The 16,008-nt window shown below is 64.2% G+C and carries 16 protein-coding genes and 1 pseudogene; 11 read left to right on the plus strand and 6 right to left on the minus strand.

The features are described 5' to 3' along the window. The 8 genes and pseudogenes from AC2CQI_RS21330 to AC2CQI_RS21365 all read left to right on the plus strand — a co-directional run bounded on the left by AC2CQI_RS21330 (nucleotide 1) and on the right by AC2CQI_RS21365 (nucleotide 7,546). On the plus strand, nucleotides 1-2,040 hold the full coding sequence (locus tag AC2CQI_RS21330) for a chemotaxis protein CheA (protein ID WP_484577796.1): 2,040 nt from the start codon (nucleotides 1-3) through the stop codon (nucleotides 2,038-2,040). An 8-nt stretch (nucleotides 2,041-2,048) separates the two neighbouring features. After that, nucleotides 2,049-2,531, plus strand: a pseudogene (locus AC2CQI_RS21335) (MCP four helix bundle domain-containing protein); the annotation flags it as partial. After that, nucleotides 2,517-3,650: a methyl-accepting chemotaxis protein gene (locus AC2CQI_RS21340; protein ID WP_484580650.1), complete on the plus strand. Its 1,134-nt coding sequence runs from the start codon at nucleotides 2,517-2,519 to the stop codon at nucleotides 3,648-3,650. The pseudogene AC2CQI_RS21335 and the gene AC2CQI_RS21340, both read left to right, overlap by 15 nt. An 11-nt stretch (nucleotides 3,651-3,661) precedes the next feature. Continuing rightward, entirely contained in the window at nucleotides 3,662-4,165 is a 504-nt protein-coding gene (locus tag AC2CQI_RS21345; protein WP_075805913.1) for a chemotaxis protein CheW, read from the plus strand. A 1-nt stretch (nucleotide 4,166) separates the two neighbouring features. Beyond that, complete coding sequence (locus tag AC2CQI_RS21350; protein ID WP_484577797.1) at nucleotides 4,167-4,979, plus strand: CheR family methyltransferase; 813 nt, start codon at nucleotides 4,167-4,169, stop codon at nucleotides 4,977-4,979. After that, nucleotides 4,976-6,043 (plus strand): protein-glutamate methylesterase/protein-glutamine glutaminase, encoded by a 1,068-nt coding sequence (locus tag AC2CQI_RS21355; protein ID WP_075805915.1) that lies wholly within the window; start codon nucleotides 4,976-4,978, stop codon nucleotides 6,041-6,043. The genes AC2CQI_RS21350 and AC2CQI_RS21355 overlap by 4 nt, the downstream gene beginning before the upstream one ends. Nucleotides 6,044-6,097: 54 nt before the next feature. Further along, a complete protein-coding gene (locus AC2CQI_RS21360; protein WP_484577798.1) occupies nucleotides 6,098-6,754 on the plus strand; it encodes a response regulator in 657 nt (218 codons plus the stop codon). Nucleotides 6,755-7,180: 426 nt separating this feature from the next. Then, nucleotides 7,181-7,546 carry a response regulator gene (locus AC2CQI_RS21365; protein WP_484577799.1) on the plus strand — a complete coding sequence of 122 codons (366 nt, stop codon included), beginning with the start codon at nucleotides 7,181-7,183 and terminating at the stop codon, nucleotides 7,544-7,546. Nucleotides 7,547-7,647: 101 nt separating this feature from the next. On the opposite strand, the gene AC2CQI_RS21370 is transcribed toward AC2CQI_RS21365, so the two are convergent. From AC2CQI_RS21370 to hslO, 3 genes are all read right to left on the minus strand, one after another. Then, the gene (locus tag AC2CQI_RS21370; RefSeq protein WP_075805917.1) at nucleotides 7,648-8,073 is read right to left on the minus strand and encodes an acyl-CoA thioesterase; all 426 of its coding nucleotides are present in this window, start codon (nucleotides 8,071-8,073) and stop codon (nucleotides 7,648-7,650) included. Between the two features lie 278 nt (nucleotides 8,074-8,351). Then, on the minus strand, nucleotides 8,352-9,893 hold the full coding sequence (locus tag AC2CQI_RS21375; RefSeq protein ID WP_484577800.1) for a phosphoenolpyruvate carboxykinase: 1,542 nt from the start codon (nucleotides 9,891-9,893) through the stop codon (nucleotides 8,352-8,354). A 180-nt stretch (nucleotides 9,894-10,073) separates the two neighbouring features. After that, the gene (gene hslO, locus AC2CQI_RS21380; protein WP_075805920.1) at nucleotides 10,074-10,976 is read right to left on the minus strand and encodes an Hsp33 family molecular chaperone HslO; all 903 of its coding nucleotides are present in this window, start codon (nucleotides 10,974-10,976) and stop codon (nucleotides 10,074-10,076) included. 104 nt (nucleotides 10,977-11,080) lie between these two features. Between hslO and AC2CQI_RS21385 the strand changes: the two genes are divergently transcribed. After that, complete coding sequence (locus AC2CQI_RS21385) at nucleotides 11,081-11,884, plus strand: phosphatase PAP2 family protein (RefSeq protein ID WP_484577801.1); 804 nt, start codon at nucleotides 11,081-11,083, stop codon at nucleotides 11,882-11,884. Here AC2CQI_RS21385 and AC2CQI_RS21390 read toward each other — a convergent pair. Beyond that, nucleotides 11,875-12,273: an RNA-binding S4 domain-containing protein gene (locus AC2CQI_RS21390; protein WP_075805922.1), complete on the minus strand. Its 399-nt coding sequence runs from the start codon at nucleotides 12,271-12,273 to the stop codon at nucleotides 11,875-11,877. The two genes, AC2CQI_RS21385 and AC2CQI_RS21390, sit on opposite strands and share 10 nt — an antisense overlap. Before the next feature lie 108 nt (nucleotides 12,274-12,381). Here AC2CQI_RS21390 and rimB point away from each other — a divergent pair, with 108 nt between their 5' ends. After that, nucleotides 12,382-12,864: a retropepsin-like aspartic endopeptidase RimB gene (gene rimB / locus AC2CQI_RS21395; RefSeq protein WP_075806007.1), complete on the plus strand. Its 483-nt coding sequence runs from the start codon at nucleotides 12,382-12,384 to the stop codon at nucleotides 12,862-12,864. Continuing rightward, nucleotides 12,861-13,766 (plus strand): 30S ribosomal protein S6--L-glutamate ligase, encoded by a 906-nt coding sequence (gene rimK / locus AC2CQI_RS21400; RefSeq protein WP_009400116.1) that lies wholly within the window; start codon nucleotides 12,861-12,863, stop codon nucleotides 13,764-13,766. Before rimB ends, rimK begins: the two co-directional genes overlap by 4 nt. On the opposite strand, the gene AC2CQI_RS21405 is transcribed toward rimK, so the two are convergent. Together AC2CQI_RS21405 and ompR are read right to left on the minus strand one after the other, a co-directional pair. Continuing rightward, nucleotides 13,763-15,076 (minus strand): ATP-binding protein, encoded by a 1,314-nt coding sequence (locus AC2CQI_RS21405; RefSeq protein ID WP_075805923.1) that lies wholly within the window; start codon nucleotides 15,074-15,076, stop codon nucleotides 13,763-13,765. The genes rimK and AC2CQI_RS21405 overlap by 4 nt on opposite strands. Before the next feature lie 125 nt (nucleotides 15,077-15,201). Further along, the gene (gene ompR / locus AC2CQI_RS21410) at nucleotides 15,202-15,942 is read right to left on the minus strand and encodes an osmolarity response regulator transcription factor OmpR (RefSeq protein ID WP_075805924.1); all 741 of its coding nucleotides are present in this window, start codon (nucleotides 15,940-15,942) and stop codon (nucleotides 15,202-15,204) included. Nucleotides 15,943-16,008: the final 66 nt, after the last annotated feature.

Here is a 16,008-nt window from a genome sequence, read left to right on the forward strand (position 1 = left end):
ATGTTCGATAGCGATCAGTGGATGCAACTGCTGGAAGGCTTCCTCGAGGAAGCCCGCGACCTGCTCAAGGAAGCCGAGGACAACCTGCTGCGCCTGGAACAGGGCAGCGACGATGCCGAGGTGATCAACGCGCTGTTCCGCGCGGTACACACGCTCAAGGGCTCGGCGGGGATCTTCTCCCTGGAGCCGCTGGTGTCCCTGGCCCACCAGTTGGAAAACCAGCTGATGGGCGTGCGCGACGGCCAGCGCCAGCTGACCCCGCCGCTGGTGTCGCTGATGTTGCAGTGCATGGACGAGCTCAACGGCATGGTCGAGAGCATCGACCCGCAACACGGCACCCTGGCACCCCATACGCCGCGCCAGAGCGAGCTGCTGCTGGCCCTTGGCGGTGCGGTGGCCGAGAGCGGCGAAGTGGTCACGGAACGTACCGACGACGCTGGCGAGATCAACGAATGGTTCCTGTCGATCCGCTTCGACAACGAACTGCTGCGCAACGGCTTCGAGCCCAGCAGCTTCCTGCGCTATCTGGACCGGCTGGGCCGTATCGAGTCCTTGCAGACCCTCGCCTGGGCGGTGCCGGACCTGCACGGTCTGGACGCCGAAGCCTGCTACCTGGGTTACGAACTGACCCTGCGCAGCGCCGCCAGCCGTGAGGAACTACTGGATGTGTTCGCCCTGGCCGAAGGCTTCTGCACCCTGCGTCTGCAGATGCAGGAGGAGGCCGCTGAAGCCGAGCCAGCGATCGCCAGCGTCGAAACGCAAACGTTGGCGCCAGCGCCTGCGGTCAGCGCTCCAAGCGCCGCTAACGAGCCGCGCAACGGCAGCAACGGCAGCGCCATGGTCAAGGTCGCCGCACACAAGCTCGACGAGCTGATCAACCTGGTCGGCGAGCTGGTGATCAGCACCGCCGGTGCCCATATGCAATCGCTGCGCAGCGGCTCCACGGCCTGTATCGAGAGCGTCCAGGCGGTGCAGCAGCACGTCGAGCAGATCCGCGAACGCGCCCTCAAGCTGCGCATGGTGGAGATCGGCGAGACCTTCAACCGCTTCCACCGCGTGGTCCGTGATGTCAGCCAGGGGTTGAACAAGCAGATCCAGCTGAGCCTGTCCGGCAGCGAGACCGAACTGGACAAGACCCTCACCGATCGCATCGCCGACCCGCTAGTGCACCTGGTGCGCAACGCCATCGACCACGGTATCGAACCGCCGGAAGAACGCCGCGCCGCCGGCAAGCCGGAGCAGGGCAACCTGCGCCTGAACGCCTGCCACGACTCGGGGATGATAGTTCTTGAAGTGAGCGACGACGGTCGTGGCCTCAATACCGAGCGCATCCGCGAAAAAGCCATCGCCCGTGGCATGCTCGACCCCGATGCGCAGATCAGCGAGCAGGATATCCACCTGCTGATCTTCGAACCGGGCTTTTCCACCGCCGAGGCGGTCTCCAATCTGTCCGGCCGCGGTGTTGGCATGGACGTGGTGCGCAGCGCCATCGACGAACTGCGCGGGATCATCGAGATCGAGTCCGTGCCGGGTCAGGGCTGCACGTTCCGCATCCGCCTGCCGCTGACCCTGGCAATCATCGACGGCTTCCTGGTCAGCGTCGGCGGCGATCACTTCGTGATCCCGCTGGACATGGTCACCGAGTGCATGGAAGAGCGCGCCGACGCCCTCGATGCCAGCGGCCACCTCAGCCTGCGCGGCAAGCCGCTGCCCAGCGTCGACCTGGGTCGGCATTTCGGCCTGCGCGGCGATCCCAAGGCCCGGCGCAACATAGTCGTCGTCAGCCAGGGCCGGCAGCAGGCCGGGCTGATCGTCGAGCACCTGCTGGGCGAACTGCAGACCGTGATCAAACCCCTCGGGCAGATGTTCCAGCACCTGTCCGGCATCAGCGGCTCGACCATCCTCGGCTCCGGCCAGGTCGCCCTGATCCTCGATATTCCCAGCCTGTTCCGCCAGTTGCAGCAACGTGCGGAAAGCGAACCCCGTTTGGCCACCCCCTTGAATCTGCCTAGCCCGCTCGGAGAGTCACCATGCAAATGATCAGCAACATGAAGATAGGCGTGCGCCTGACCCTGGGCTTTCTGCTGGTGGTGGCGCTGACCGCGATCATCGGCTTCATCGGTATCCGCAACCTCAGCCAGGTCAACGATCTCTCCGACCGCATGTACGACATGGACGTGGTGGGCCTGTCCACCTTGCAGGAAGCCAATATCCAGCTGCTGCTGGCCAACCGCGCGGTACGTCGCAGCCTGATGGCCAGCACCGTCCTCGACCGTGATGAATCGGCCGCCGTTGCCCGCACCGCCATGGACAAGACCCGTGAGCTGGTCGGCAACGCCCGCCAGTTCTTCCTGACGGCGGATGGCAAGGCCCAGATCGACGCCATCGAGGGCCCGCTGAAGGAGTACATCGCAGCCGCCAACCTGATGCTCGACACCCACCGCCAGTCCGGCGACCTGCAGAGCATGACTGCCGCCATGGAGCTGATGCCGCGCAACACCGCCGCCGCCAACGAAGTGGACCGCCTGCTGGGTATCGCCACGGACGGCAAGCAGGCCCGCGCCAGCGAGGCCAATGCCGACATCACCGCGATCGCGGAAAGCTCGCGCTTGCAGATGATCGTCCTGGTGGTGGTCGCAACGCTGATGGGCATGCTGGTCGGCGTGCTGGTCACCCGCAGCATCACCCGTCCGCTGGCCGGCGCAGTGCAGGCGGCGGACCGCATGGCTTCCGGCGACCTGAGCCAGGACCTGGTCGTCGATCGCAAGGACGAAACCGGTCGCCTGCTCGGCGCCATGCAGAACATGACCGAACGCCTGCGCAGCATCCTCGGTGACGTGCGCAGCTCGGCCGATGCGCTGTCCTCGGCCTCCGAACAGGTCAGCTCGACTTCACAATCGCTGAGCCAGGCGGCCAACGAACAGGCCGCCAGCGTCGAGCAGACCAGTGCCTCGGTGGAAGAAATGTCCGCCTCCATCGCGCAGAACACCGAAAGCGCCAAGATCACCGACGGCATCGCCGGCAAGGCCGCCAACGACGCGGTGCAGGGTGGTGGCGCAGTGGGCGACACGGTGCTGGCGATGAAACAGATCGCCGACAAGATCGGCATCATCGACGACATCGCCTACCAGACCAACCTGCTGGCCCTCAACGCGGCGATCGAAGCGGCCCGTGCCGGCGATCACGGCAAGGGCTTCGCGGTGGTTGCGGCGGAAGTGCGCAAGCTTGCCGAACGCAGCCAGGTGGCGGCCCAGGAGATCGGCCAGGTGGCGTCGAGCAGCGTGCGCCTGGCCGAGCAGGCCGGGCAGTTGCTCGGTGAAATCGTCCCGAATATCCAGCGCACCTCCGACCTGGTCCAGGAAATCACCGCGGCTTCGCAGGAGCAAAGCAGCGCTGCCGGGCAGATCAATATCGCCATGGGCCAGATGAACCAGATCACCCAGCAGAACGCCTCCGCCTCCGAGGAACTGGCGGCCACCGCCGAGGAAATGAACGCCCAGGCCAGCCAGCTTCAGGAACTGATCGGCTATTTCCGATTCGAACAGGGCAGCACCGCCGTGCGCAGCCCGCGTGGCGACAGCCTGCCGGCGCCGGTCCGTCCGGGGCCCAAGGCGCTGATCGATGAAGGCCAGTTCGTCAGCTTCACTTGAGCGAGGTGCCCATGAGCCAGCCGCAACGAATCGAGGCGCAAGTCGACGCCATCCAGCACCTGAGCTTTCGCGTGCGCGAGGCCGGGTATGCGCTGCCCATCGCCCTGGTACGCGAGATCATCGAGTACACCGAGCTCACCCGGGTACCGATGATGCCGGCCTATATCCACGGCGTAATCAACCTGCGCGGCAACGTGGTGCCGGTCCTCGACCTGGCCGCGCGCTTCGGCATGAGCCTGACCGAGCCGGGCAAGCGCACCTGCATCGTGATCATCGAGCTGGCCCTGGCCGATGGCCTGCAGCGCATTGGCCTGGTGGTCGACGAGGTCGACGAAGTGCTGGAGATCGAGCCGCGCCAGGTCATGCCGGCGCCGGCCTTCGGCACCGCGATCCGCTCGGACTTCATCGCTGGCATGGCCCAGCAGGCCCAGGAGTTCCTGATCATTCTCAACATGCTGCAAGTGCTGTCGCTGGACGATATCCGTCACCTCAGCCAGGCGGCAAAGGCCCACTGAAATGTCCGCGATGCCCAAGTTGCCGGTGCTCGGTGAACAGAACTTTCGCCAGTTGCAGCAGATGATGCGCAATGCCTCCGGCATCCATTTGTCGAACAACAAGCGCTCGCTGGTGGCCGGGCGCTTGCTCAAGCGCCTGCGCCACCTGCAGATCGACAACTACGACGAATACCTGGCGTGCCTGGCCTACCCCCAGTACGCCCGCGAGCGGCGCCTGGTGGTGGACCTGCTGACCACCAACGAAACCTACTTCTTCCGCGAATACGCCCACTTCGAGTACCTCGGCCAGTGGCTGAGCAAGCGCGGCGGGCCGCTGCGCCTGTGGAGCGCGGCCTGTTCGTCCGGAGAAGAGCCCTACAGCCTGGCGATGACCGCGGCCGAGCATGCGCGCGGCAACGAGTGGTCGATCCTCGCCAGCGACCTTAGCCAAAGCATGCTGGAGATCGCCGAGCAGGGCATCTACGACATGGCCCAGGCGCGCTATTTCCCCGAGGGCTGGCTGCATCGCCATTGCCTGTGCGGGATCGAGGACATGCAGGGGCGCATGCGCGTGCAGGCCTGGTTGCGCAACAAGGTGCAACTGCGCGAGATCAACGTGATCCAGCCGATGCCGGAGAGCCTCGGCCAGTTCGACGTGATCTTCCTGCGCAACCTGCTGATCTACTTCGACACCGAGCAGAAGCAGCGCATCGTGCGCAATCTGGTCGAGCGCCTGCGCCCTGGCGGCCTGCTGTTCATCGGCCATGCCGAAAGCATCCACGGCTTCAACCTGCCGCTGCGTCCGGTGCGGCCTTCGGTGTTCGAGCGCTTATGATCGAGCGTTCCACGCCCATCCGTGTATTCATCGTCGACGACTCGGCCCTGGTGCGCCAGGTGCTCGGGCAGTACCTCGGCAATCACCCCGGCATCCAGGTGGTCGGCATGGCCGCCGACCCGCTCTACGCCATCGACAAGATGCGCCGCGACTGGCCCGACGTGCTGGTGCTCGACGTGGAAATGCCGCGCATGGACGGCCTGACCTTCCTGCGCCAGATCATGGCCGAGCGACCCACGCCGACCATCATCTGCTCGACCCTGACCGAGGCCGGCAACGACCTCAATGTCGAGGCCCTGGCCGCTGGCGCAGTCGGTGTTTTCACCAAGGCCAAGCTGGGTCTCAAGCAGAGCCTGGAGAATATCGCCGGCAACCTGGTGCGCTGCATCGAGGAAGCGGCGAAAACCCGGCCAGTGGCCCGCCACGCCTTGCCCGCGACGGAAAAAAAAGACCTCGCGGCCGCCCCGGCGCTGCGCAAAACCACCGATCGAATCGTTACACTTGGCTGCTCGACCGGCGGTACCCAGGCACTGGAGTTCGTCCTGCGGCAATTGCCGCGGGATTGTCCCGGCCTGGTGATCGTTCAACACATGCCGGAGAAGTTCACCGCCGACTTCGCACGCCGTCTCAACGGCCTGTGCCAGATCGAAGTGCGCGAGGCCAGGCACCTGGATCGCGTGCACACCGGGCTCGCCTTGCTGGCGCCCGGTGGCTATCACATGCAGCTCAAGCGCAGCGGTGCGCACTACCTGGTCGAAGTGCTCGACGGCCCCGCCGTCAACCGGCACAAGCCCTCGGTCGATGTCCTGTTTCGTTCCGCCGCCCGCCATGCCGGCAGTAATGCCCTGGGCATCATCATGACCGGCATGGGCGACGACGGAGCCCGTGGCCTGCTGGCCATGCGCGAACAGGGTGCCAGCACCGTAGCCCAGGACGAGGCCAGTTGCGTGGTGTTCGGCATGCCCAAGGAAGCCATTCGCCTCGGCGCGGCCCAGACCATCGAGCCGCTTGCGCGCATGCCGGTGCTGATCAACCAGTTCGGTATCAGTGCGCGCAATGGCTAAGCATTCCCGTATCACCCTCCATTGCCGCCCTGCGCGCGACACAGGCTCGAACCTATGCTTTGCCGTTTACTGATAGCCGACGACTCGCCCCTGTTCCGCGCAGGTCTGCGAGCGTTGCTCGAACAAAAACAAGACTATGCCGTCGTAGGCGAGGCGGGCGACACGGTGACCACCGTGGAGCTGGCCGAAACCCTCAAACCCGACATCATCGTGCTCGACATCGCCCTCGGCACCATGGCCGGTGAAGAGCTGCTGCGCGAGCTGTACCTGCGGGTGCCGGCCTGCACGGTGCTGATGCTGTCGTCGCGCTCGGAGCTGGAGTTCGTCATGCACTGCCTGCAGCAGGGGGCCCATGGTTTCCTGCTGAAAAGTGCGACGGTGCAGGAGCTGGAGCTGGCCTTGCAGTCGTTGCGCGGGGGCGGGCAGTACCTGTCGTCGGCGGTGCTGCCGTTGGTGATCGGCCAGGCGGTCAAGCAGAACCGGCGCAAGCCGCAGGCCAGTGCTGCGGTGCAACTGACGGCGCGGCAGATGGAGATCCTGCGCCTGATCGCCCGTGGCGAATCGACCCGCTCGATCGCCGATGGCCTGGGGCTGAGTGTGAAGACGGTCGAGGCCCATCGCTCGCAGATCATGCACCGCCTGCAGATTCATGATGTGCCGGGGCTGGTGCTGTTCGCGGTGCGTGAAGGGATCATCCGGCTCAACGACTGAGCGCTGTCAGCTCAGTGCAGACAGCGCCGTTATGTTGGTGATCTGCAGGTCTTCGGACGTGGGCGTTTTCCGGAGAGGGAAGGCGGGATGCTGAAGGACTTCGTCATGGATCGCGAGTCCGACACCTACCCTGTGGGAGCGGGTTTACCCGCGATAGCGGTAGTGAATCCAACATCGTAATCGCTGGCAAGCCAGCTCCCACAGTTGACCGAGCCGAGCCGGGATTCTGCGAGCGACGCAGGACCTGTGGGAGCTGGCTTGCCAGCGATAGCGGTAGTGGATTCACCGACGTAATCGAGGCGGTTCGGCGGCCCGATGAGCCCACTTCCACTGGTCGGCACCTGATAAAAATGCCAGTTGTTCATTGGCGGACGCAGGCTTTCAATTGAGCAGGAGGATGTCGACCCTGTTCGAAAGGAGCAAATCATGAGCAAAACGGCCCTGATCATCGATGACTCGCGTGCCATGCGCCTGATTCTGGAGCGGGAAATGCAGTCCGCGGGCTGGGCCACCGTCCTGGCTACAAATGGCGACGAGGGCTTGGCGGAGCTGAAGGCAGGCAAGTTCGATCTGGTCATTCTCGATGGCTATATCCCCGGTATCAGCAGCCTGGACCTGTTGCAGCAGGCCCGGGCACTGCCTGATTTTTCCGCAACGCCTTTCCTGGTGATCGTGACCGAATCAGAGTCCAGTCAGGTCGTACGCTTTCTTGCGCTGGGTTGCCGGGATTACCTGATCAAGCCGTTTGCAAATGGCGACCTTGTGCAAAAGGCTCGGACTTTGGCGGGATGATGAGTACGGTCCTGCTCTTCAGCGACAGCCAGGCAATCGCCGCCTTCACGGTGCTGTTCGCGGTGCGTGAAGGGATCATCCGGCTCAACGACTGAGCGCTGTCAGCTCAGTGCAGACAGCGCCGCTTCGAGGTGATGCGGGAAGGTCGCCGGCTGGCCGGTACTGCGTTCGATGAACACCTGCACCACCCGGCCCAGCGCATGCAGTTGCTGGCCGCTCATATCGAACAGCGCCACCTCGTACTCCACGGTACTCCCGGCGAAGCGCTCGACCCGCAGGCCCACCTGCAGCATATCGGTGAAGGCTGCCGAGGCGTAGAAATCGCAGGACGAACTCACCACGAACGCCACCACCTCGCCTTCCTGCGGATCGATCTGGCCATGGCTGGCGAGCCAGGCCTGGATCACCGTATCGAAAAAGCCATAGACCGCCGCGCTGGTGATCTGGCCGTTGAGATCGGCGTCCTGCCAGCGGGTGGAGATAAAGCCGGCGTGGGGGAAGTGGGTGATCTGCAGGTCTTCGGACATGGGCGTTTTCCGGAGGGGGAGGGTCGGATGCTGAAGGATTTCGTGATGGATCGCCAGCGCGACGCCGACCCTGTGGGAGCGAGCTTGCTCGCGAAGGACCGCGTAGCGGTCCCAAGACCATCCACCTCAGTGTGCCAGGAAGACAGCGGACTCAGGTTTCGCGACGGCTTCGCCGTCGTTCGCGAGCAAGCTCGCTCCCACAGGATCTTTGCATTCCCGTAGCCACAAAAAAGCCCCGGCTCTTCCGAACCGGGGCTTTTTGCACAGCGCCTGTCAGCTTACAGCTGAGGGCCGGCAGCCTTGATCGCGTCGGAAACTTCGAACTTCTTGAAGTTTTCGATGAACAGCGAGGCCAGGCCTTTCGCTGCTTCGTCGTAGGCAGCCTGGTCAGCCCAGGTGGTGCGCGGGTTCAGCAGTTCGGTATCGACGCCCGGAACGGCCTTCGGCACGTCCAGGTTGATGATGCCCAGGTGCTCGGTCTCGGCACCGATCAGCGCGCCGCTCTGGATCGCTGCGATCACCGCACGGGTGGTCGGGATGCTGAAGCGCTTGCCGACGCCGTAGCCACCACCGGTCCAGCCAGTGTTGACCAGGTAGACCTTGGAGCCGAAGCCCTTGATGCGCTTGATCAGCAGTTCAGCGTATTCGCCAGCCGGACGCGGGAAGAACGGTGCGCCGAAGCAGGTGGAGAAGGTCGACTTGATGCCGCCGCCCGAACCCATTTCGGTGGAACCGACCAGCGCGGTGTAGCCGGACAGGAAGTGGTAGGCCGCCTGCTCGTTGTTCAGGATCGACACAGGTGGCAGTACGCCGGTCAGGTCGCAGGTCAGGAAGATGACCGCGTTAGGCTCGCCGCCCAGGTTCTTCTCGGAACGCTTCTCGACGTGCTCCAGCGGGTACGCGGCGCGGCTGTTCTGGGTCAGGCTGCCATCGGCGTAGTCGGCGTGCTTGGCGTCGTCCAGGACAACGTTTTCCAGCACTGCGCCGTGCTTGATGGCTTTCCAGATGACCGGCTCGTTCTTCTCCGACAGGTCGATGCACTTGGCGTAGCAGCCGCCTTCGATGTTGAAGACAACGCCTTCGCCCCAGCCGTGCTCGTCGTCACCGATCAGGTAACGGCTTTCATCAGCCGACAGGGTGGTCTTGCCGGTGCCCGACAGACCGAAGAACAGGGTCACGTCGCCTTCTTCGCCGATGTTGGCAGCGCAGTGCATCGGCAGCACGTCGGCAGCCGGCAGCAGGAAGTTCTGCACCGAGAACATGGCTTTCTTCATTTCGCCGGCATAGCGCATGCCCGCGATCAGGACCTTCTTCTGGGCGAAGTTGAGGATCACGCAACCGTCGGAGTTGGTGCCGTCACGCTCAGGCACGCACTCGAAGTTGGCAACGTTCAGCACTTGCCATTCTTCACGACCAGCCGGGTTGTACTGGGCCGGGTTGATGAACAGGCAACGGCCGAACAGGTTCTGCCAGGCAGTCTGGGTGGTCATCTTGACGGCCAGGTAGTGGTCTTCGGCAGCACCTACGTGGACGTGGGAAACGAAGTGTTCCTGGGCGTTGTTGAACGCCTCGACACGGGCCCACAGGGCGTCGAACTTGTCGGCGGGGAATTTGCGGTTGATCGGGCCCCAGGCGATGGCGTCCTGGGTGCTCGGCTCTTCGACGATGAAACGGTCAACTGGCGAACGACCGGTACGGTGACCGGTTTTCACGACCAGCGCGCCAGTGTCGGCCAGCTCGCCTTCACCGCGGGACAGTGCTTCTTTAACCAGCTCGTCGACGCTCAGATCGGTGTACACGGTGTTGTTGGCTTGCGACATGAGATTCCCCATCCGGCCCGGTGGCCGAGTGCTCCAAACGTTTTGTAGTAGATCTCTACGAACAACTACAGCGAAAAAAGTGGCCGGATTATGCCAGAAACGCCCAAAAAAAGTAGGGCCCTCCTGTCAGAACTGCGTCTTAAGCGCATTCGACAGGAGAATCTCCTGAGCAGAAACGTTTCAGTGACGAGTATCTGACGGCGCGTCCACGCCACCACCAGCGAACAGTTGCTCCACATCGGTCGCATCGAAGCGATAGCGCTCGTTGCAGAACTGGCAATCGATCTCCACCTGGCCGCCGTGTTCGGTCACCAGTTGGCGTGCGTCGTCCAGGCCGAGGCTGACCAGGGCGTTGCCGGAACGCTCGCGCGAGCAGCTGCAACGGAACTGCAGCGGCTGGATGTCGAACAGGCGCACGGCGTCTTCGTGGTAGAGGCGGTGCAGCAGGGTTTCGCTGTCCAGTTCGAGCTGTTCGTCGCGGGTCAGGGTGTTGGCGATGGCCTGCACATGGCCCCAGCTGTCGGCGCGCTCGTCGGCATCCGGCTGGCGGTCCACCGGCAGTTGCTGCAGGAGCATGCCGCGGGCGCGGGCGCCGTCGGCGCTGAACCAGAAGCGCGTGCCCAGCTGTTCGGACATCACGAAGTAGTTGGTGAAGGACTCGGCCAGGTCGGCACCGTCCAGTTCGACGATGCCCTGGTAGCGCTGGCCCTTACGCGGGTCGATGGTCAGCGCCAGCATGCCGTTGGGCATCAGTTCGCGCAGGCCGGCATCGGCGCTGATCGCTTCGCCGTCATAGCGGGCGATGCCGCGGATCTCGCGCTCGCTGGAGCACTCGACCATCAGCAGCGGCACCGGGCCCTCGGAACGCGCCTGGAGAATCAGCAGGCCATCGAACTTGAGGGTGCCGACCAGCAGCGCGGCGGCGGCCATCAGCTCGCCCAGCAGTTGCGCGACCGGCTGCGGGTAGGGGTGCTTTTCAAGCACGCGGGCATAGCTGCTTTCAAGGCTGACGAGTTCACCGCGCACGTCGCGCTCGTCGAAGATGAAACGTTGGGTGAAGTCGGTGTCTGGCAAGTCGCTCATGGGAAATCTGCTGTTTGAAATTGTGACAAAATGATTACAGGGGTTTCGAACCCTGTGGCAGAGCGCCCTGAAGGCGCTCGCGTTGTGATCTGGAGAGGTATCTTATGGACAATCGACCACTGTTCCAAGCGAGGTGGTCATGGGGCCCATTGGCAGCCTGCACGATGCTACCCATCGCTCTACTGTGTTTCTGGTTATGGCCTTTTGGCCAGATCCTCTGCCTGACTTTCGACGAGTGGCTGTTCCACAGCCTCAACGCACCGCTGGCCGATAGCACCGCCTGGCGCTATATCTGGACCCTCGGCAGCCTGCGTCCCTTCGATATCGTGGTCGGTCTGATCCTGCTGGCCTTGCTGATCCGTGGCAATTGGGTGTTCAAGGCGCACCAGGTGCGCGAAGCCTTCTTCGGCTTTTTCGTCACCCTGCTCCTCTTAGTGGTGGTTCGCGCGCTGTTTTCCAAGTGGGTGGACGCTGCCGGCTGGCAACATCACAGCCCGTCCATGGTGTTCAGCGATGCCATTCGCCTCAGCGATATCTACCCGCACCTGGAGAAGAGCTGGGAACTGAAGGACCGTTCAAGCAAGAGTTTCCCCGGCGACCACGCCTCGGTGCTGCTGGTCTGGGCGCTGTTCATGACCCTGTTCACCCGCGGCCTGTGGCAGAACCTGGTGGTCTGGGGCCTGGCCGTGCTGTTCATGCTGCCGCGCCTGGTGGCGGGGGCGCACTGGGGTCAGGACGACTATATCGGCGGCCTGCTGATGGCCGTGCTGGCCCTGGGTTGGAGCTGCTACACGCCGCTGGCCGCCAGGGCCAGCGCCGCGCTGCTGCGCTGGACGGCGCCGCTGTTCTCCCTGGCGGCCCGCCTGCCGCTGATCCGCCAGTTGAGCGTGGTCAGCCCTCAGTCGTAACTGCCCTGGAACTGATGGATCTGCCGACGCTGCTTCTTGGTCGGCCGACCATCGGTAGTCACGCCCAGGGCGCCCGCCTTGCGCAACTCCGCCGCCTGTTCACGGCGGCGGATACTCTCTTCGGTTTCCTCATACAGCGTCTGTGCCTCCGGCGCGCCCTTGCGCACGATGGACAGCGCCTTGACCACCACGGTCTTCTCGTCGAAACCGGTACGCAGGACGAACTCGTCGCCGATGCGCGGTTCCTTGCCGGGCTTGCAACGTTCGCCACGGCAATGCACCTTGCCGCTCTCGATGGCGGCTTTGGCCAGGGCGCGGGTCTTGTAGAAACGCGCGGCCCAGAGCCATTTGTCCAGACGAACCTTGTCGTCGTCTTCCTGATAAGCCATGACACAGCTCCGATCATTAGCGGTCATGGAACTGTACTACCGTAACTGACGGATGCAAAAAGTCCGCTGCCTGCTTACAGTTCACCGAATTTTCCCGGGTTGCCCATCGTGAAGACATTTGATCATCTGAGCGTTATCGGTTTGCGCGAGTGGGTGGCCTTGCCCGACCTCGGCCTGGCCGGCCTGCGCGCCAAGATCGACACCGGTGCCAGCACCTCCAGCCTGCACGCCACCGAGGTCGAGCCGTTCATGCGCGACGGCGAGCGCTGGGTGCGTTTCAACGCTCACCTGGGCTCGGTGGTGCAGTTGCGCCATCGTCGCTGCGAAGCGCCGCTGGTGGCGATGAAGACCATCAAGAGCTCCAACGGCCACGCCCAGGTGCGTTACGTCATCCGAACGGCACTTGCGCTGGGCGACAGGGTCTGGGAAGTAGAGTTCACCCTGGCCTGTCGCAAGGCCATGCGCTACCGACTCCTTTTAGGTTCCAAAGCCCTGGTGCATGGCCAGCTGGTGGTCAACCCGGGGCTGAAATATGTACAGGACAAGCCGGTGTTCCCGGCGACCATTACCCCCTCCACAGGTGCTGCATGAAGATCGCTGTGCTGTCGCGTAACCCGCGTCTGTATTCCACCCGTCGTCTGGTCGAAGCCGGTACGCAACGGGGCCATGAAGTGGTTGTGATCGATACCTTGCGTGCCTACATGAACATCGCCAGCCACAAGCCGCAGATCCACTACCGCGGCAAGCCGCTGGAAGGCTTCGATGCGGTGATTCCACGCATCGGCGCCTCGGTGACGTTCTATGGCTGCGCCGTGCTGCGCCAGTTCGAGATGATGGGCGTGTATCCGCTCAACGAGTCCGTGGCCATCGCCCGTTCGCGGGACAAGCTGCGCTCGCTGCAACTGCTGTCGCGCCGTGGCATCGGCCTGCCGGTGACCGGCTTCGCCCACTCGCCGGACGACATTCCCGACCTGATCCAGATGGTCAACGGCGCCCCGCTGGTGATCAAGGTGCTGGAAGGCACCCAGGGCATCGGCGTGGTGCTGTGCGAAACGACCAAGGCCGCCGAATCGGTGATCGAGGCGTTCATGGGCCTGAAGCAGAACATCATGGTCCAGGAGTACATCAAGGAAGCCGGCGGCGCCGATATCCGCTGCTTCGTGGTCGGCGACAAGGTCATCGCCTCGATGAAGCGCCAGGCCAAGCCGGGGGAGTTCCGTTCCAACCTGCACCGGGGCGGCACCGCCAGCCTGATCAAGGTCACCCCGGAAGAACGCATGACCGCGATCCGCGCGGCCAAGGTCATGGGGCTGAGCGTCGCGGGCGTGGATATCCTGCGCTCCAACCACGGCCCGCTGGTGATGGAGGTGAACTCGTCACCGGGTCTGGAAGGCATCGAGGTCACCACCGGCAAGGACGTGGCCGGGATGATCATCGAGCATCTGGAAAAAAACGGCGGGCCCAATCAGACCCGCACAAAAGGGAAGGGTTAAACCGCGTCGCGCGGGAGCAGCAGCCCCAGTGGCAGCCGCACCCGCGCTTCGATACCGCCACCGGAACGGTTGCGCAACTCCACGTTGCCGCCATGCTGGGCCGCGATCCGCCGCACGATCGCCAGGCCCAGGCCGGTGCCCTTGCCGCCCCTGGCCTTGTCGCCGCGAATGAACGGGTTGAAGATCGCCTCCAGCTCGGCCGGGTCGATGCCCGCGCCACGGTCCAGCACGCTCAGCACCACGTACGGCGCATTTGCGTCACCCGACACGTAGGCCGCCACTTCCACACCCTTGCCGGCGTGGTTCAGGGCATTGCCGATCAGGTTGTTGAGCAGGCGCTTGATCGAAACACGCCGCAGCGGGAAGGGCGGGATCGGCTCCAGGCACAGGCGCACCTGTTCCTTCGGCTGGTTGAACGGCGCGACCACCTCGCGCACCAGGTCGCTCAGGTCGACTTCCTCGACCGGCTCGTCGCGGCCGTCGCGGATAAAGGCGAGGAACTGGTCGAGGATCGCGTCCATGTCCTCGATATCGCGGACCATGTCGTCGGTCAGGTCGCTCTCGCTGGGCAGCATCGACAAGGACAGGCGCAAGCGCGTCAGCGGCGTGCGCAAGTCATGGGAGACCCCGGCCAGCATCAGCTCGCGCTCGCGCCCGGCTTGTTCGACGTCCTCGGCCATCTGGTTGAAGGCGCGGTAGACCTCGGTCATCTCGCTCGGGGTATCGCTGATCGGCAGGCGCACGCTGCGGCCCTGGCCCAGTTGCCGGGCGGCGAACACCAGGCGTTTGAGCGGCTGGCTGAGCTGGCGCACGAAGATCCAGGCGGACGCGGTGGATAGCAGGCCGATGGCGAGGAACCAGCCGAGCACGTTCCAGATCTTCTGGCCGCGCAGCGGGTGAGGGTAGAGCGGGACCTTCATCCAGTCATCGCCCAGGCTCGGTGCCCGGACCCAGAGCGCCGGCGGCGAATGCACGCGCAGGCGGACCTCGGTGTCCTCGCCCAGCTCCGCTTGCATCTGCCGCTGGTAGATCTCGCTGTAGGGCCAGTGCTGCTCGCCCTCGGGCACGCCGTTGCCGGTGACGCGGATCAGCCCGGCAGCCTCGGCCACCTTGTCGCGGTTCTCCTCGTCCGTGGCCCAGTAGGCCCGCAGGGTCAGGGCCACGCCGTGGCTGTACTGGCGATCGACCAGCACGTCCTCGTTCATCAGCAGGTAGACCAGGGTCAGCGCCTTGGAAAACAGGACGACGATCAGCACCAGCCACAAGGTGCGGGCGAAGAAGCTTTGCGGGAACCACAGCGGCGTTTTCATGGACGACGGCTACACACTAGGCAGGTACGAGCGCGGCTCGCGGGCGTGGCGGGTGTTGTTGCAAGCAAAAGCAGGGCAACCCTGCGGCGGCCCTGCTGGTGATGACTCATTGCGAAACAACTGGATCACTTGCCGGCATTGCCATCCGGCACGAACACGTAGCCCACGCCCCAGACAGTCTGGATATAGCGCGGTTTCGACGGGTCGGGCTCGATCATCCGGCGCAGGCGGGAAATCTGCACGTCGATGGAGCGCTCCAGTGCATCCCACTCGCGGCCACGGGCCAGGTTCATCAGCTTGTCGCGGGTCAGCGGCTCGCGGGCATGCATGACCAGCGCCTTGAGCACGGCGAACTCGCCGGTGGTGAGCATGTGCACTTCGTCACCACGCTTGAGCTCGCGGGTGGCCAGGGACAGCTCGTAGTCGCCGAAGGTGACGGTTTCGTCCTCGCTGCCCGGTGCGCCCGGTACCGGTGGTGCCTGGCGACGCAGTACGGCCTTGACCCGTGCGACCAGTTCGTCCGGGTTGAACGGCTTGGCCAGGTAATCGTCGGCGCCCAGCTCCAGGCCCTTGATCCGGCTCAGCTCGTCGCCCTTGGCGGTGAGCATGATGATCGGGATCTGGTTGTTCGACGCGCGCAGGCGGCGGCAGGCGGAAAGACCGTCCTCGCCCGGCAGCATCAGGTCGAGGACGACCAGGTTGAAGACTTCGCGAGACAGCAGGCGGTCCATCTGTTCCACGTTGGGTACTGCCCGTGCGCGGTAGCCTTTGCTGGTGAAGAAACGCTCGAGAAGGCTGCTCAGGCCCGGGTCGTCGTCGACGATGAGGATTTTTTCGCCGTCGGCGGTTTGTGCAGTGCTGCTCATGGGTAGCTCCTTTAATCTCGGCGCGCATTATGGCTTAGCCGCCATTTGCGGGTGCCGAGCTCATTG

It is taken from the genome of Pseudomonas sp. P2S-1, from assembly GCF_057197725.1.

Excerpts from the sequence above, each read along its gene's own strand:
- AC2CQI_RS21330 (WP_484577796.1), top strand. The coding sequence starts at position 1 with ATGTTCGATAGCGATCAGTGGATGCAACTGCTGGAAGGCTTCCTCGAG.
- AC2CQI_RS21345 (WP_075805913.1), top strand. The coding sequence starts at position 3,662 with ATGAGCCAGCCGCAACGAATCGAGGCGCAAGTCGACGCCATCCAGCAC.
- AC2CQI_RS21350 (WP_484577797.1), top strand. The coding sequence starts at position 4,167 with ATGTCCGCGATGCCCAAGTTGCCGGTGCTCGGTGAACAGAACTTTCGC.
- AC2CQI_RS21355 (WP_075805915.1), top strand. The coding sequence starts at position 4,976 with ATGATCGAGCGTTCCACGCCCATCCGTGTATTCATCGTCGACGACTCG.
- AC2CQI_RS21360 (WP_484577798.1), top strand. The coding sequence starts at position 6,098 with ATGCTTTGCCGTTTACTGATAGCCGACGACTCGCCCCTGTTCCGCGCA.
- AC2CQI_RS21365 (WP_484577799.1), top strand. The coding sequence starts at position 7,181 with ATGAGCAAAACGGCCCTGATCATCGATGACTCGCGTGCCATGCGCCTG.
- AC2CQI_RS21370 (WP_075805917.1), bottom strand. The coding sequence starts at position 8,073 with ATGTCCGAAGACCTGCAGATCACCCACTTCCCCCACGCCGGCTTTATC.
- AC2CQI_RS21375 (WP_484577800.1), bottom strand. The coding sequence starts at position 9,893 with ATGTCGCAAGCCAACAACACCGTGTACACCGATCTGAGCGTCGACGAG.
- hslO (WP_075805920.1), bottom strand. The coding sequence starts at position 10,976 with ATGAGCGACTTGCCAGACACCGACTTCACCCAACGTTTCATCTTCGAC.
- AC2CQI_RS21385 (WP_484577801.1), top strand. The coding sequence starts at position 11,081 with ATGGACAATCGACCACTGTTCCAAGCGAGGTGGTCATGGGGCCCATTG.
- AC2CQI_RS21390 (WP_075805922.1), bottom strand. The coding sequence starts at position 12,273 with ATGGCTTATCAGGAAGACGACGACAAGGTTCGTCTGGACAAATGGCTC.
- rimK (WP_009400116.1), top strand. The coding sequence starts at position 12,861 with ATGAAGATCGCTGTGCTGTCGCGTAACCCGCGTCTGTATTCCACCCGT.
- AC2CQI_RS21405 (WP_075805923.1), bottom strand. The coding sequence starts at position 15,076 with ATGAAAACGCCGCTGTGGTTCCCGCAAAGCTTCTTCGCCCGCACCTTG.
- ompR (WP_075805924.1), bottom strand. The coding sequence starts at position 15,942 with ATGAGCAGCACTGCACAAACCGCCGACGGCGAAAAAATCCTCATCGTC.